A 14,508-nucleotide genomic window follows, 5' to 3' on the forward strand; every position below is an offset into this window, starting at 1 on the left:
GCTAGTGCCTAACTATGGAATGCCCGGCGTCGCCGCCGATCGGCGCACCTCGCGGCTGACCGGGGCGATCATCCTCGGCATCATCGCCGCGGTCGTGCTCGGCACGGTCGCCTACCGCAATCTGAAGACCGAAGAGGGCCTGCGGATCGCGCTGCACACCGAACAGCTCGGTGACGGCATCGGCGCGGGCAGCCAGGTCCGCATCGACGGCGTCACCGTCGGCGAGGTCGCCGAGGTGACCCCCGGCGAGCGCGGCACCCAGCGGATCTCGCTGCTGCTCGACGCCGACCGGCTGCACGGCATCGACGACAGCCTCGCCGTCGACTACGCCCCGACCAACCTGTTCGGCATCGCCGAGCTGGAACTGCGCCGCGGTACCGGCGGCGCGCCGCTGCGCGCGGGCGCGGTGCTCGACCTGACCGGCGCCCAGTCCGGCAGGGTCTACGACGCCACCATGAGCGCGATCCTGCGCAGCCTGTCCCAGGTCGGCATGACGGTGACCAGCCCGCAGATGGCCACGGTCGTGTCCCAGCTGGCCGCCGACTTCAAGGCGTTCACCCCGCTGGTGCAGGCGCTGATCACCGTCGCCAAGACCATCGCCGACAACCAGGACGTCGCGCCCTCGGAACTGTTCGGCAAGCTCGGCCCGGCCTTCGACGGCGGCGGCCAGTTCGCCGGCGCCACGATGCAGGTGATCGACACGCTCAGCGAGATCAAGGTGACCCAGGTCGACAAGGACCGCTACGACATCGGCGTCGGCGTGATCAGCGGCGGCATCCTGCCCGCCCTGAGCACCACCCTCACCACCGCGGGCGGCCACCTCGCCGAGACCACCGACATGCTCGCGCCGATGCTGTACGCGCTGGCGCAGATGTCGCCGAACCCGCGGCAGACCGGCGCCGACCTGGCCGCCCTGCTGAACAACCTGCGCGGCGCCATGCCCGACGGCCCGAACGGCCCGGTGCTCAATGTCGACGTCGAGCTCAGCGGTGTGCCCGCGATCGCGGTTCCGCTGTTCGGAAAGGCCGGTGCGCGATGAAGGTTGGCGGTGTCGCCCTGCGACTCGGGGTGTTCGCGCTGGTCATGCTGGCCGTGCTCGGATTGGTCTTCACCCTCATCAAGCGACCGGTGTCCGGTGACACCGAGGCCCACGACGCGCTGTTCACCGACGCCAACGGCCTCAAGGTCGGCAACGACGTGCGGATGTTCGGCGTGCAGGTCGGCAAGGTCGAGAAGATCAGCCTCGAGGGCGACAAGGCCAAAGTGCACCTCACGGTCAAGACCGACACCCCGATCTACGACAACAGCAAGCTGGCGATCCGGTACCAGAACCTCACCGGCCAGCGCTACATCGACCTGCAGCAGGCACCGAACCCGGGCACCCGGATCGCCGCCGACGCCAGGATCGGCGCCAACATGACCGTCCCGTCCTTCGACGTGACCAGCCTGTTCAGCGGCCTCAAGCCGGTGCTGGCGACGCTGTCGCCGGAGGCGATCAACCAGTTCACCGCCAGCATGCTCGCCGTCATCGAGGGCGACGGCAGCGGCCTCGGCCCCGCGCTGACCGCGATCGACCAGCTCGCCGGCTACGCCGAGGACCGTCAGCAGGTCATCGACACCCTGATCCGCAACCTGTCCGACCTCGGTGACCGGCACGGCGGCCGCGTCGGCTACCTGCTGCCGCTGCTGGCCAGGCTCACCGACATCTTCGAGTCGATGCAGCGCAATATCGGCGGTGTCGCCCAGTTCGCGATGACCGCGCCGTCGGTGCTGGCGCCGGTGGACCGGCTGCTTGCCGCACTCGGCCTGGTGGAGGGTGGCAGCGCCGAGGTCGACGCGATGATCCGCGGCCTGTTCCCGAATCCGCAGGAGGCCGTCGACGTGTTCGGGCGGCTGCCCGGCCTGCTGGCCACCGTCGACGCGTCGCTGTCGCGCGACTTCGCCGACTTCACGCCGCACTGCAGCAACGGCCCCGCCGAGGTGCCCGCACCGCTGCAGGTGCTGATCGCCGGACAGAAGGTGACCGTATGCAACGCCTGAAGTTCTTCTCCGGCGACCGCCCGATCATGGACGAGGCCACCAAGCGCGCCCGCGAACTGCGGATGGGCGTCATCGGCCTGAGCCTGGTGGTGCTGTTCGTCATCGGCGCCGCCGTGGTCTACGTGGTGCCACTGGGCAAGCACACCTACACCGCCGAGCTGAGCGAGGCGCAGTCGGTGCGCGAGGGCGACGATGTGCGCCTGGCCGGCATCTCGGTCGGCAGCGTCGTCTCGCTGGAGTTGAAGCCGGACAAGGTGCTGATGGAGTTCACTGTCGACTCCGACGTGTTCGTCGGCGACCAGACCTCCCTCGACGTGCGCATGCTCACCGTGGTCGGCGGCCACTACGTGGCGCTGTACCCGGCCGGCTCGCGGCCGCTGGGCGACGAACCGATCCCCGCCGATCGAATCCGCCTGCCCTACAGCTTGATCGAAACTTTCCAGGACGCGACCGCGCCGCTGGCCGCCGTCGACGGCGACACCGTGCGCAAGAACCTGGCCGCCGCCAATACCGCGATCGCGTCCTCGCCCGAGGCGCTGCGCACCACTCTCGACACCGTCGGCAAGTACGTCGACATGCTCGACCGGCAGCGCTCGCAGGTGTCGAAGTCCATCGCGATCCTGGACGAGTACATCTCCATGTACGACGGCGCCAAGTCCGATCTGGGCCGGCTGATGGACAACGTCAACCTGCTCGAGGACGTGCTGCTGAGCAAGAAGGCCGAACTGGCCGAGGCGGTCCGGCTGCTGGTGTCGGTGGTGAACCGGCTGGCCGGCCTGGCCCCCAGCTGGGATTCCACGCTGAAGCCGCAGGCGCAGGCACTGGCCGACGCGCTGCCGCGGTTGCAGGAGCTCGAAGGCCGGTTCGAGCCGGTCATCGGGACCGTGGCCGACCTGCAGGCCAAGCTGTCGCAGCTGGTCGTGCCGGAAGCGGGCGTCGTGGTCGACCAGTCGAGCGCGCGGGTGTGCGTGCCGCTGCCGGGGAAGGCGTGCTGATGCTGAAACGACTGCTCGGATCCCAGGCGTTCATGTCGATCGCCGGTGTCATGGTGCTCGTCGTCGGTGTGATCGGCGGCTACTTCGTCGCCTTCGATCCGCTGAAGAAGACCGAAAGCTATTGCGCGCTCATGCCCGACGCGATCGGGCTGTACCCGGGCAATCACGTGACGATGCGCGGCATCGATGTCGGTGAGGTGACCGCCGTGCGCAACGAGGGCGCCAAGGTGCGCGTCGAATTCGAGGTCGACGCCGACCACCCGGTCTTGGCCGACGCTTCCGCCACGACCGTCGCGTATTCGGTTGCCGCCGACCGCAATCTGGCGGTGCTGAGCAGCGGCGAGGAGACCGCGAAGTTCAGCGGCGGGTGTATCACCAAGACACTGACCCCCAAGAGCATCACCGAGACGCTCACCGCGCTGGCGAGCCTGTCCGAGCAGCTCTCCGGCGCCGAGGCCGGGCAGCCGAGCGCGCTCGCCGACGGGCTCTCGGCCCTGGACCGGGCCACCGTCGGCACCGGTCCCACGGTCAACGAACTGGTGCACAAGCTCGGCTCGGCGATGAACAAGCCCGACGCCGACATCGGCCACCTGGCGGGCCTGTTCGACGCGTTCGCCTCGGTGTCGAACCGGGTCGCCGCCAACTGGGGCGACCTGCAGTCCATGCTGGTCCGCCTGGCCCCGCTGCTCAACCAGGCCTCCGACGACCTGCTCGGCCCCGCCACCTCGCTGTTCGACGGGTTGCGCGAGCTGCTGCCGATGCTCAACGACTTCGCCACCATCCTCGGTGACCCGCTGATCAACGCGCTCGACGGCGCCGTTCCGCTGGTGAAGTTGTTGCGTGCCAACGTCGGATCGCTGCGCGAGGTGGTGCTGAAGATGCCCGCGCTCACCTCCGCGTTCCAGACCGCGGCCAACGGCACCGCGATCACCTACGCGCCGCCGAAGGTGGCCCTGCCCGGCGGCGAGGCCGAGCAGGTGTGCGCCGCGGTGAACGCGCTGCTGCCCGGCCAGTGCGCCGATCCGGCGCAGGGCCTGACCGATGTGAACCTCGCGCAGGTCGTCCTGGGAATGGCAGGTGCCCGATGAACACGCGAAAGACCTTGCGTCGCGGCTTGATCGCGCTGGTACTCGCGGCCGGTCTGGCCGTCTCGGGGTGTGGCTTCGACCCGGCCGAGGTGCCGGTGCCCGGCTCCACCGTGGCCGGACCCACCTACCGCGTGCAGATCGAGTTCAGCAGCGCGCTGAACCTGCCCGCCAAGTCCAAGGTGATCGCCAACGGCGCCGAGATCGGCACCGTCGACACCGTGCGGGTGATCCAGCCCGCCGACGCCCCCGCGGGCCGCGGCGGTTACGTCGTCGTCGAGGCCGACATCCTCGACTCGGTGCAGCTGCCCACCACCACGATCGCCGAACTGCGGCAGGACACCATCCTCGGCGACATCCACGTTGCGCTCACCACGCCCAAGGACGGCTTCGGCAACCTGCTGCGCGACGGCGGGACCATCCCGATCGAGCGCACCAAACCGCCGGTGCAGCTGGAAGACACGATGGCCACCATGGCGCTGTTCGTGCAGGGCGGCGCGATCGGTCAGCTGCAGGACATGATCGGCCGCGTCAACTCGGTGATGCCGCAGGACCCGAAGGAGACCGCGCGCATCTCGGCGGTCATGGGCGCCGACGCCGCCGACCTGGCCGCGCATCTGGACCAGGTGGACCTGCTGGTGAACGGCCTGGCCGCCAACGCCGAGATCATGCACAACATCGAAGCCGAACTCACCAACATCCTCACGCCGGAGGCCGTGCGCTCGCTGACCGGCACTCAGGACTCGATCGCCAAGACCATGGCGATCTTCCTCGCCCTCGGCCCGGTCGGTACCTCGCTGACCTGGCTGGCGCCCATCGCGGGCGCGGGCGACGCGGCGGCCACCGCGTTCCTGCCGCTGGCCACCGGCGGCTCGGCCGACCTGCGTTCCTCGACCAACATGGCCCTGCTCACCGCGCTGCTGCGCGACAAGGTGATCCCGTTCGCCGAGCGCGGCCCGAAGGTGAACGTCACCGGCGTCCACGTCGGCGAGGACGAGCAGGTCGAGCAGATCGTGACCGCGCTGCGGATGATCGGAATGGTGCGATGAAGATCGGTGCACTGGCATCACTGGGCGGCATCGCCGCCATCACCGTGCTCGGCGCGAGCTACCTGACCTTCGGCGTCGTCAAGGTCGACCCGTTCGCCGACTACACCGAGGCCTCGATCGAACTGGCCAATTCCGGTGGTCTCAGCGTCGGCTCGCCGATCCTGCTGACCGGTATCGAGATCGGCAAGGTCACCGCGGTCGACACCTCGGCCACCGGTGGCGTGCAGGTCGGTTTCCGGTTCGGCGCCGACAACAAGGTGCCGATGAGCAGCATCGTCACCATCGAGCACCTGTCCTCGCTGGGTGAGCCCTATGTGCAGTTCGTCCCGCGCAGCGCCGACGGGCCGTACCTGAGCGACGGGCAGCGGCTGGCGGGGGAGAACGTGCGCACCCCGATGTCGATCCCCGAGGTCGCCCGGCTGGTCACCAAGACCGTCGAGCAGCTCGACCCCGCCGTCGTGGGTTCGCTGGTCGACACCCTCGGCCAGGCCATGACCGGCACCGAGAACGTCATCCCGGAGCTGGCCAGGGCGGGTGACCTGCTCGCCGCCGCGATCATGAGCCGCGCGCCCGCCATCGCCGAGCTGCAGAACAACTTCGAGTTCGTCTCCGGCGACATCGCCTGGGCGGGTCCGGCCACCTCGGCCGCGGCGCCCGCGTTCGTGCGGCTGAGCCAGGTCATCGACCAGTTCGTCGAGTCGGTCGGCCGGGTCAGCGCGGCGGGCGGCGACCCGGAGATGTATCTGCGCGACGGCGGTCTGGTGCCGTTCCTCGAACGGCTCACCGCCACCCTGAACGAGATCGGCCCCGAGCTCGCGCAGCTGCTGCCCGGCCTGCGCCCGCTGACCGAAGCGGTCACCACCGCGGGTCCGCAGATCGACCTGAGCACCCTGATCGCCCAGGCGCTGCACAACACCGACGCCGACGCGGTGAAGGTCAGGGTCGCAATCAAGTAAACATCTGGCAACCACTGAATATAGGTATGTGCCCTGGCCAGTGGTTGCCGGCTCGAGCCGGGCGTCGATCGAGCAACCGTGCGGTAGCCTGCTGGACGAGGGAAGTCCATGTCCGCGGGCGAAGGCGGTGCGATGGCAGAGAACAGCGAAGGTCCCGAGGGGGGAACCGGCAGCAGTACTCGGGTGATCGCGATCGCGGCGGTACTGGCGGCCCTGCTCGCCCTCGTGGTCGCGCTCGGGCTGGTGCTGCGCGCGAGCCAGGGCGACGAGAACGATCCCACCGACGTGAGTCCCATGGGCGTCGATTCCAACGGTCAGCCCGTCGCCGACGGCCAGAACGTCGCGTTCGCGCCGCCGTGGCCCGCCCGGCGGGTCGGCGGCAACTGCTCGGCCGGCGGCATCGTCGCGCACTGGCGGGTCGAGTCCGACGGCGCGTGGCAGTGCACGGTGACCACCCCCGACGCCGCCGTCCCGATCGCGCCCGCCCCGCCGCCCCCGCCGCCGGAGCCCGCGCCGCCGCCCGAACCCGCGCCCGCCGAGGCGCCCCCGCCGCCCGTCTTCGAGCCCGCGCCGCCGCCGGTGTACGAGCCACCGGTCTACGAGCCGCCGCCGCCCGCTCCGGAGCCAGTGCCCGAACCGGCGCCCGCACCGCCGCCGCCTCCGCCACCACCACCGGTGATCCAGCTGCCGTTCCCGCTGCCGCCGATCTTCGTTCCGCCCGCCGCCGCCGTCCTGCGGTGACCGGCGGCGGGTCGGCCCGCGCACGCCGGCGACGTCGGTGAAACTGGACCGCTATGGACCAGTTGGTGCTCACTCTGGTGATCCTGCTCGCGACGGTGCTCGCCGAGTCGCTCGGCGCCCGGTTCGGGGTGGCGCCCTCGATCCTGATGACGGTGTTCGGCTGCCTGCTCGCGCTGGTTCCCGCGGTGCCGAGCCTGAACATCCCGCCCGAGCTGATCCTGCCGCTGGTCCTGCCACCGCTGCTCTACGCCGCCGCCCGCCGCACGTCCTGGCGGCAGTTCGCGGAGAACTGGCAGATCATCGCGTTGCGCGCGGTCGGGCTGGTGATCGTCACCGCCGTCGCGGTGGCCGCGGTGTTCCACGCCTGGAACCCCGGCACCGCGATCGCCGCGGGCGTGGTGCTCGGCGCGCTGGTCGCCCCGCCCGACCCGGTCGCGGCCACCTCGATGGCGAGCAGGCTCGGGCTGCCGCGCAGGCTCATCGTCACCCTCGGCGGTGAGGGCCTGTTCAACGACGTCACCGCGATCGTCATCTACACCGTCGGCGTGCAGGCGGTGGTGACCGGCCTGTTCTCGCCGTGGCACGCGCTGGGCGACTTCGTGCTGGCCGCGGTGGTCGGCCTCGGCGTCGGCCTGGTGCTCGGCTGGCTCGGCAGCAAGCTCACGAAATACCTCGACACCGCCACCGGCCAGGTGGCGCTGAGCCTGCTGCTGCCGTTCGTCGCCTACGGCGTCGCCGAGCACTGGGAGGGTTCGGCGGTGCTGTCGGTGCTGGTGTGCGCGCTGTACCTCACCGACGCGGTGACCGAGATCGGCGACCGCGACTACCGGCTGGTGGCCGACTCGTTCTGGGACATCGCCGAAATGCTGATCACCGGCTTCGCCTTCGCCCTGATCGGCCTCGAACTGCGGGTGGTCATCGACACCACCGGCCACGACTGGACCTCGCTGGCCGGGGTGACCGTCGCGGTGATCGCCGTGGTCGTGCTGCTGCGGCTGGCCTGGCTGCTGGTGACCTGGGCGGTGAGCACCAAGCTGTGGCGCGACACCGACGAGCCGTTCACCTGGCGCGAGGTGATCGTCACCTGGTGGGCGGGGATGCGCGGAGTCGCCACGGTGGCGCTGGCGCTGGCCGTGCCGTTCACCATCGACTCCGGCGCCGACTTCCCCGCCCGCTCGGAGATCCTGTTCGTCGCCTTCGCGCTGGTCCTGTTCACCCTGCTGGTGCAGGGCCCGACGCTGCCGCTGATCGTCCGGATCACCGGCGTGCACGCCGACACCAGACAGGAACGCGCGGTCGAACAGCAGCTGTGGACCCGGGTGGTCCGCGCCGAACTGGCCGAGCTCAAACGCATCGCCGCCCGCGACGGCCTGCCCGACGACGTCTACGAGGACATCAAGGACACCCTGCGTCACCTGTCGGCCAAGGCCGACCCCGAGGCGGCCGACGCCGACGCCAGAGCCACGCTGGAAGCCGAACGCAAGCTCGCCGCGCAGATGCGCGCGGTCCGGCTGGCCGTGATCGAGGCGGGCAGGCGCGAAGCCCAGGCCGCGCGCCGCGAACCCGGCATGCCGCCCGACGTGGTCGACCGCGTCACCCGCAGGCTCGATCTCGGCCCGGCCCGCTGACCGGCGTCAGCCGCTCAGGGTGTCGGTGAGCATGCCGATGACGTAGGTGATCGCCATCGCGAGCGCGCCGCCGACCACCACCCGCAGCACCGCCCGGCCCCGCCTGCTCCGGCCCAGCCGTGCGCTCAGCGAGCCGGTGAGCGCCAGCGCGACGAGCACCGCGGCGAAGGTGACCGGCACCCGCCACTGCGCGGGCGGGATCACGATCGCCAGCAGCGGCAGCAGCGCGCCGCAGGTGAACGCGATCGCCGAGGACACCGCCGCGGCCCACGGGTTGGTGAGTTCGTCCGGGTCGAGCTTGAGTTCGGCCTCGGCGTGCGCGGTGAACGCGTCGTGGGCGGTGAGTTCCTCGGCCACCGTGCGCGCGGTCGCCGCGCTCAACCCCTTGGCCTCGTAGATCTGGGTCAGCTCCGCCAGTTCCGCGTCGGGATCGTCGGCGAGTTCCCTGCGCTCCTTGGCCAGCAGCGCCTTCTCGGAGTCGCGCTGGGTGCTCACCGAGACGTACTCGCCCGCGGCCATCGAGATCGCGCCCGCGACCAGCCCGGCCACGCCCGCGGTGAGGATGGTCTGGGTGCTGTTGGTCGTGGCGGCGACGCCCACCACCAGGCCGGCGGTGGACACGATGCCGTCGTTCGCGCCGAGGACGCCGGCGCGCAGCCAGTTCAATCGGGACGCCAGTCCCTCCGCGTGCGGTTCGTGCGGATGGGCGGTCGGTGACGAGTCCTGCACCCGGTCAGCCTAATCCGTTGACCGGTCCTGTCAGCGTGGGGCGCGCAGGCGTTCGCGCACGGTGTCGGCCAGGCGTACCGCCAGCATCAGCACGGTCAGCGTCGGATTGACGTGGCCGTTGGTGGGAAAGACCGAACTGCCCGCGATGTAGAGGTTGTCCACGCCGTGCACCCGGCAGTGGCGGTCCACCACGCCGTGCCGCGGATCGGCCGACATCCTGGTCGTGCCGCACAGGTGCGCGCGATCGGCCAGCGTCAGCGGCTCGGAACTGCCCGCCCTCGCGGCGGGCACGAGTTCCGGCACCGGCAGCCCGAGCCGCGCGAACTCGGCGGCGAGCAGCCCGCTCGCCCGGCGCACGGTCGCGTCCTCCCGCTCGCCGATCCGCCAATCGACCTGCGGCAGCGGCATTCCCCGCGGATCGGTGCGCGGCGACAACCTGACCCGGCTCTCCGGATCCGGCGCCTGCTCGACCATCGTCCACACCTCGACCCCGGTCAGCCGGTGCGGCAGCCCGATCCCGTCGACCAGCCTGCGCCGCGCCCCCGCCGCCAGCAGCCGGGTCTCCGCCAGCATGATCCGCGCGTCTCGCCAGCGCCCCCGCCCGCTCAGCACCCGCTTGACCGAATCCCACGGATCGTCGGGCGCGTTGACCCCCTGCAACCACAGCGCGCAGTTCAGCAGCGATTCGCGCCGCTGGATCTCGGGCGCCAGGGCGAGTCCGTGCAGATAGGTGTGCCGTCCCCGCGGACTCCGGACCACGTACTTGCCGAACCGGGCCAGCGCCGCACCGGCGGTGGGGGACAGCGTGCCGACCACCCCGCTGCGGTGATCGATCAGATATCGCCCCACCTGGTCGTACCGGTTGCCGATCCCGCCGGGCACGGTCCGCCGCGAGGCCAGCAGCAGCCGCGGTGTGTCGATTCCGCCCGCGGCCAGCACGAACAGCCGCGCCTCGACCGTGCGGGTGCGCCCGCCCGCCCCGGTCACCTCGACCGAGTTCACGTGCGCGCCGGTGGCGTCGGTGTCCAGGTGCGTCACCGTGGCGTTCACCAGTACCAGCGCCGTCGGTGCGACGATTTTGCGTGCCACCGTGCCCCAGCGTTTGCTCTCGAACCGGTTGCCCGGATCGCGGCTGAACTGCCAGAAGCAGGGGCGCAGCGCGGAGGTGTCGACCGGGTCGGCCGGCGCCGGACGTCCCGCGAGCGGCCAGAATTCGGCCTCGGTGAAGCCGGTGGCGTGTCCGAGCCCGGCGTGTACGGCCGCGCGTTCGGCGTACGGACGCAGCGCGCCCGCCTCGATCGGCCAGCCCGAACGGCGCACCCACGGCCGGGTGGCGAAGTCGAGATCGTCGAGTACGCCGCAGCGCCCGGCCCAGCTGTGCGAGGTACCGCCGAGCACCCGGTTGCCCGCGATCCGGTGGGGTGGCAGACGGGTCGCGCCGATGCTGTCGATGGCCGCGAATTCCGCTTCGGCGGAACCGAGTTCGTGGTCCCCGCTTTCCAGGACCAGCACCCGCAGCCCCGCGGCGGCCAGCTCGGTGGCCACGGTCAGTCCGGCCGGACCCGAACCGATGACGCAGACTTCGGCGCGCAGCGCGTCGTCACCGACGGTGCGCAGGTCCTCCACAAGCATCGGCGGTTCCTCTCGCCCGTGCCACCGGCGCGGCCCGGCACCCGCCCGCGCTTGGTGTCACTCTAGAAGCCGCGACGCCGAATTTCCGGAGGTCTCACAATGCCGGTTCACGAAAGCCTTGATATATCCGGCGGATTGCCGCACATACATCCAGGACCAGAACTCCAGACCCGACTCGGTGGGACTGGCGACCATGGTGATCTCGCCGTCGAAGCACTGCCCGATGATGTAGCGGGCCCGCGACACGTGCGGAGTGAAGGTGACCACGATGATGTGGCGCCACCCGTAGATCGTTGCCCGCCGGACGATTTCGCGCGCCTCGCCGTCGGTGCTCCACGGATCCGGCACGAAACACGAGACGCGGAAGGCGAACCGGCCACCGCAGTACTTGTCCATGGCCGGATCGTCGGCGCCGGTGGACTGCGAGATCAGCACCTCGGGCGCGTACCCCTGCTCGGCAAGCTGGATCCCGACGTCGAACCGTTCGTAGGGCGTGCCCCCGAGCACCACGATGACATCGGCGCGGCGCAGCGGGTCGAGCTGCGGATGGACGTAGACCGGCCACCCCGCGACCGCGGCACCCAGGGTGATGACCAGTGCGCCGACGATCGACCATCCCGCACGCCGAAAGATCGACACCGGATCGAGGATAGCGAAACGCGGCCTTCTGCCCGTGTGTGTCGCCAGGCACACTGGAGCCCATGACCGACTCCGCCGTTGCCCCCGAACACCTCGACGTCGTCATCGTCGGCGCAGGACTGTCCGGCATCGGGGCCGCCTATCGGCTGCAGACCGAACACCCGCACCGCAGCTATGCCGTCCTCGAGGCCCGCGCCGCGCTCGGCGGCACCTGGGACCTGTTCCGTTACCCGGGCATCCGCTCGGATTCGGACATGTTCACCCTGGGGTATCCGTTCAAGCCGTGGCGGGCCGCCCGCTCGATCGCCGACGGGCCCTCGATCCTGGAGTACATCCGCGAGACGGCCACGGAGAACGGCATCGACCGGCACATTCGTTTCGGGTCGCGGGTGATCGGCGCCGACTGGTCGTCGGCCCGGGCGCACTGGCGGCTCACCATCGCCCACGACGGCCCCGACGGTCCCGAACTGAGCACGCTGACCTGCGGTTTCCTCTACACCTGCGCCGGCTATTACGACTACCAGCAGCCGCACGCCCCTGATTTCGCCGGCCGCGACGATTTCGCAGGCCCGCTGGTACACCCGCAGTTCTGGCCCACCGATCTCGACGTGCGGGACAAGCGCGTGGTCGTCATCGGCAGCGGCGCGACGGCGGTCACCCTGGTGCCCTCGCTCGCCGACGAGGCGGCCCACGTCACCATGCTGCAGCGCACACCCACCTGGATCAGCGCCGTCCCCGGCCGCGACAAGCAGGCCGACAAGATCCGCGAACTGCTGCCCGCCGGCCTCGCGCACCGGGTGGTCCGGGCCAAGAACATCCTGTTCAACATCGGTTTCTACCAGTACTGCCGTCGCCGCCCCGCGGCCGCGCGCAAGCTGCTGACCGGCCTGACCACCCGCATTCTCAAGGACGAGAAACTGGTCGCCGAGCACTTCACCCCCGCCTACGACCCGTGGGACCAGCGCCTGTGCGCCGCGCCCGACGCCGACTTCTTCAAGGCCATGAAGAAGGGCAAGGCCGCGGTGGTGACCGACCGGATCGACCGGTTCGTCCCCGAGGGCATCCGGCTCGAGTCGGGCGAGGTCCTGCCCGCCGACGTCATCGTCACGGCTACCGGCCTGCGCCTGTTGGCCTTCGGCGGGATCGCGCCCGAGGTCGACGGCGTCCCGGTGCCGCTGTCGGAACAGTTCGTCTGGCAGGGCGCGATGCTGACCGGCCTGCCCAACTTCGCGATCTGCGTCGGCTACACCAATGCCTCGTGGACCCTGCGCGCCGACCTCACCTCGCGCCTGGTCTGCAAGGTGCTGGCCCATCTGGACCGCACCGGTGTCCCGGCCGTGGTCCCCGAACCGAAGGGCAAGCTCACCGATCGCCCGCTGCTCGACCTGAACGCGGGCTACATCCTGCGCTCGATCGCCGCGTTCCCGCGCCAGGGCGACCGCCACCCGTGGCGGGTCAGGCAGAACTATCTGCTGGACACCCTGTTCACCCTCCGTACCGACCTCGCCGCGACATTGCGCCCGGTCAGACGGGTGGGCGAGTTCACCCACAACGGGTGAGGCGGCCCGGCCTCCCGCTTCCTACCGTTGGCGTGTGCCGTGGTGGCACATCCGTTGACCTGACGGGAAGGCCGAGCGATGACAGACCAGAATCAGCATCCGGTACGCGAGGGAATCGCGGCGGGAACCTCCATCGGCGCCGGAATCCTGCTGGCGGTGGTCGGTGTCCTGCAGATCTTGGAGGGCATCTCGGCAGTCGCCAAGGACGATCTCATCGTCGTGGGACCCGAGTACCTCTACCAGTTCGACCTGACCAGCTGGGGCTGGTGGCACATCGTGTTCGGCGCGATCGCGGTGATCGTCGCGATCGGCCTGCTGGCCGGTCAGACGTGGGGCCGGGTGGCGGCGATGGTGATCGCGGCGATCGCGATCATCGCGAACTTCCTGTGGCTGCCGTACTACCCCTGGTGGTCCATCCTGGTCATCATCCTGAACATCGTGGTGATCTGGGCGGTGGCCACCTGGCGGCCGAACGACACCTACTGATCTCGCGAGACACGACGCCGCCCCGGGTCCTCGACCAGGGGCGGCGTCGTCGTGTGCGGTCAGTGGGTGAAGGTCGGCTCCCCGGCCTCGGGATCGCCGAGTGTGTCACCGAGGTGGTCCGAGAGCCGTTCGCCCAGGACCGCGAGCTCGGCGATCTGCGGTTCGTCCAAGCCGTCGAGCACCAGTTGCCGTACCGCGACCAGGTAGTCCGGCGTCGCTTCGACCACCTTGGCCAGTCCGCTCTCGGTGAGCACCGCGTCCACCCCGCGCCCCGATGCCGCGGCCGCGCGCTTGGCCCATCCCACCCGTTCCAGCTTGGACACCACATGCGAGATCCGCGAGATGGACCCGTGTCCCCGCGCGGCCAGCAGGCTCAGCCGCATCCGCTGGTCCGGCGCGGCCCGCAACAGGTCCATGACCCGGTACTCGAAATGGGTCACGCCGAATTCTCGTTGCAGTCGCGAGTCGAGTGCGCTCGGCACGCGCATCGCGAGGGTGACCACCGCGCTCCAGGCACGCCGTTCGACCGAGTCGAGATCCTCCGTCACCTCGGCCTCCCTTCACCCCGACGGTAACTAGAAAATTGCTGAACGTCGGCAAACTGTATATGCGCACGGGTGAGGTGTCTATGTGTGCCAGGTCATGTCGGCTGGTAGGGGAGTTTTCCGAGATCGAACAAGGCTGGACAAGCGATCAGTTGCCAAGGCATCGCCCTGTGTCGATGCCGACGGCGTGGCCGGCGGTCGCCTCCGGAAATGCGCGGTCTGCACGTTCCGAACACCGCGAAACGGCCCGCTGACCAGGCGATTTGACTTCGTATTCGTCGGTGCGTAACTTAGTTCGAGTCAGAGCGACACGGACACCGACCCGGTGCCGAACCGAACAGCCTCTCGAGGCTGACGGATCGCACAGGGAAACGAGGTAGGACGATGAGCGCCTGACTGATCATGTGTGCAGGGTCACTGTCTT

General features: G+C 70.1%; 14 protein-coding genes. 10 read left to right on the forward strand and 4 right to left on the reverse strand.

Annotated elements, in window-relative coordinates; translation table 11 throughout:
- Positions 1–4: 4 nt before the first annotated feature.
- From EL493_RS09960 to EL493_RS09995, 8 genes are all read left to right on the forward strand, one after another.
- On the forward strand, positions 5–1,039 hold the full coding sequence (locus EL493_RS09960) for an MlaD family protein (RefSeq protein WP_126405644.1): 1,035 nt from the start codon (positions 5–7) through the stop codon (positions 1,037–1,039).
- The gene (locus EL493_RS09965) at positions 1,036–2,040 is read left to right on the forward strand and encodes an MlaD family protein (RefSeq protein WP_019045465.1); all 1,005 of its coding nucleotides are present in this window, start codon (positions 1,036–1,038) and stop codon (positions 2,038–2,040) included. The genes EL493_RS09960 and EL493_RS09965 overlap by 4 nt, the downstream gene beginning before the upstream one ends.
- Positions 2,028–3,035, forward strand: coding sequence for an MlaD family protein (locus EL493_RS09970; protein WP_019045466.1), 1,008 nt, complete (start codon positions 2,028–2,030; stop codon positions 3,033–3,035). The genes EL493_RS09965 and EL493_RS09970 overlap by 13 nt, the downstream gene beginning before the upstream one ends.
- Positions 3,035–4,123, forward strand: coding sequence for an MlaD family protein (locus EL493_RS09975; protein WP_022565455.1), 1,089 nt, complete (start codon positions 3,035–3,037; stop codon positions 4,121–4,123). The genes EL493_RS09970 and EL493_RS09975 overlap by 1 nt, the downstream gene beginning before the upstream one ends.
- Positions 4,120–5,169: an MlaD family protein gene (locus tag EL493_RS09980; RefSeq protein WP_022565454.1), complete on the forward strand. Its 1,050-nt coding sequence runs from the start codon at positions 4,120–4,122 to the stop codon at positions 5,167–5,169. The genes EL493_RS09975 and EL493_RS09980 overlap by 4 nt, the downstream gene beginning before the upstream one ends.
- Positions 5,166–6,125, forward strand: coding sequence for an MlaD family protein (locus EL493_RS09985; RefSeq protein ID WP_019045469.1), 960 nt, complete (start codon positions 5,166–5,168; stop codon positions 6,123–6,125). The genes EL493_RS09980 and EL493_RS09985 overlap by 4 nt, the downstream gene beginning before the upstream one ends.
- 132 nt (positions 6,126–6,257) lie before the next feature.
- On the forward strand, positions 6,258–6,866 hold the full coding sequence (locus EL493_RS09990) for a hypothetical protein (RefSeq protein WP_126405647.1): 609 nt from the start codon (positions 6,258–6,260) through the stop codon (positions 6,864–6,866).
- 53 nt (positions 6,867–6,919) lie between these two features.
- Positions 6,920–8,494: a Na+/H+ antiporter gene (locus EL493_RS09995; RefSeq protein ID WP_019045470.1), complete on the forward strand. Its 1,575-nt coding sequence runs from the start codon at positions 6,920–6,922 to the stop codon at positions 8,492–8,494.
- Positions 8,495–8,500: 6 nt separating this feature from the next.
- Here the strand turns inward: EL493_RS09995 and EL493_RS10000 are convergent, their stop codons facing one another.
- The 3 genes from EL493_RS10000 to EL493_RS10010 are packed head-to-tail and all read right to left on the reverse strand — an operon-like array spanning position 8,501 to position 11,488.
- A complete protein-coding gene (locus tag EL493_RS10000) occupies positions 8,501–9,223 on the reverse strand; it encodes a VIT1/CCC1 transporter family protein (protein WP_019045471.1) in 723 nt (240 codons plus the stop codon).
- Positions 9,224–9,253: 30 nt separating this feature from the next.
- A complete protein-coding gene (locus EL493_RS10005; RefSeq protein WP_022565451.1) occupies positions 9,254–10,855 on the reverse strand; it encodes a GMC oxidoreductase in 1,602 nt (533 codons plus the stop codon).
- Between the two features lie 57 nt (positions 10,856–10,912).
- Positions 10,913–11,488, reverse strand: coding sequence for a YdcF family protein (locus tag EL493_RS10010; protein ID WP_378783751.1), 576 nt, complete (start codon positions 11,486–11,488; stop codon positions 10,913–10,915).
- A gap of 68 nt (positions 11,489–11,556) precedes the next feature.
- On the opposite strand from EL493_RS10010, the gene EL493_RS10015 reads away from it, so the two are divergent.
- Both EL493_RS10015 and EL493_RS10020 read left to right on the forward strand, forming a co-directional pair.
- On the forward strand, positions 11,557–13,053 hold the full coding sequence (locus tag EL493_RS10015) for a flavin-containing monooxygenase (protein ID WP_019045474.1): 1,497 nt from the start codon (positions 11,557–11,559) through the stop codon (positions 13,051–13,053).
- A 78-nt stretch (positions 13,054–13,131) separates the two neighbouring features.
- Positions 13,132–13,539 (forward strand): DUF7144 family membrane protein, encoded by a 408-nt coding sequence (locus EL493_RS10020; RefSeq protein WP_019045475.1) that lies wholly within the window; start codon positions 13,132–13,134, stop codon positions 13,537–13,539.
- A gap of 59 nt (positions 13,540–13,598) precedes the next feature.
- On the opposite strand, the gene EL493_RS10025 is transcribed toward EL493_RS10020, so the two are convergent.
- The gene (locus EL493_RS10025) at positions 13,599–14,087 is read right to left on the reverse strand and encodes a MarR family winged helix-turn-helix transcriptional regulator (RefSeq protein WP_019045476.1); all 489 of its coding nucleotides are present in this window, start codon (positions 14,085–14,087) and stop codon (positions 13,599–13,601) included.
- Positions 14,088–14,508 lie beyond the last annotated feature (421 nt).

It is taken from the genome of Nocardia asteroides, assembly GCF_900637185.1.
Taxonomy (GTDB): domain Bacteria; phylum Actinomycetota; class Actinomycetes; order Mycobacteriales; family Mycobacteriaceae; genus Nocardia; species Nocardia asteroides.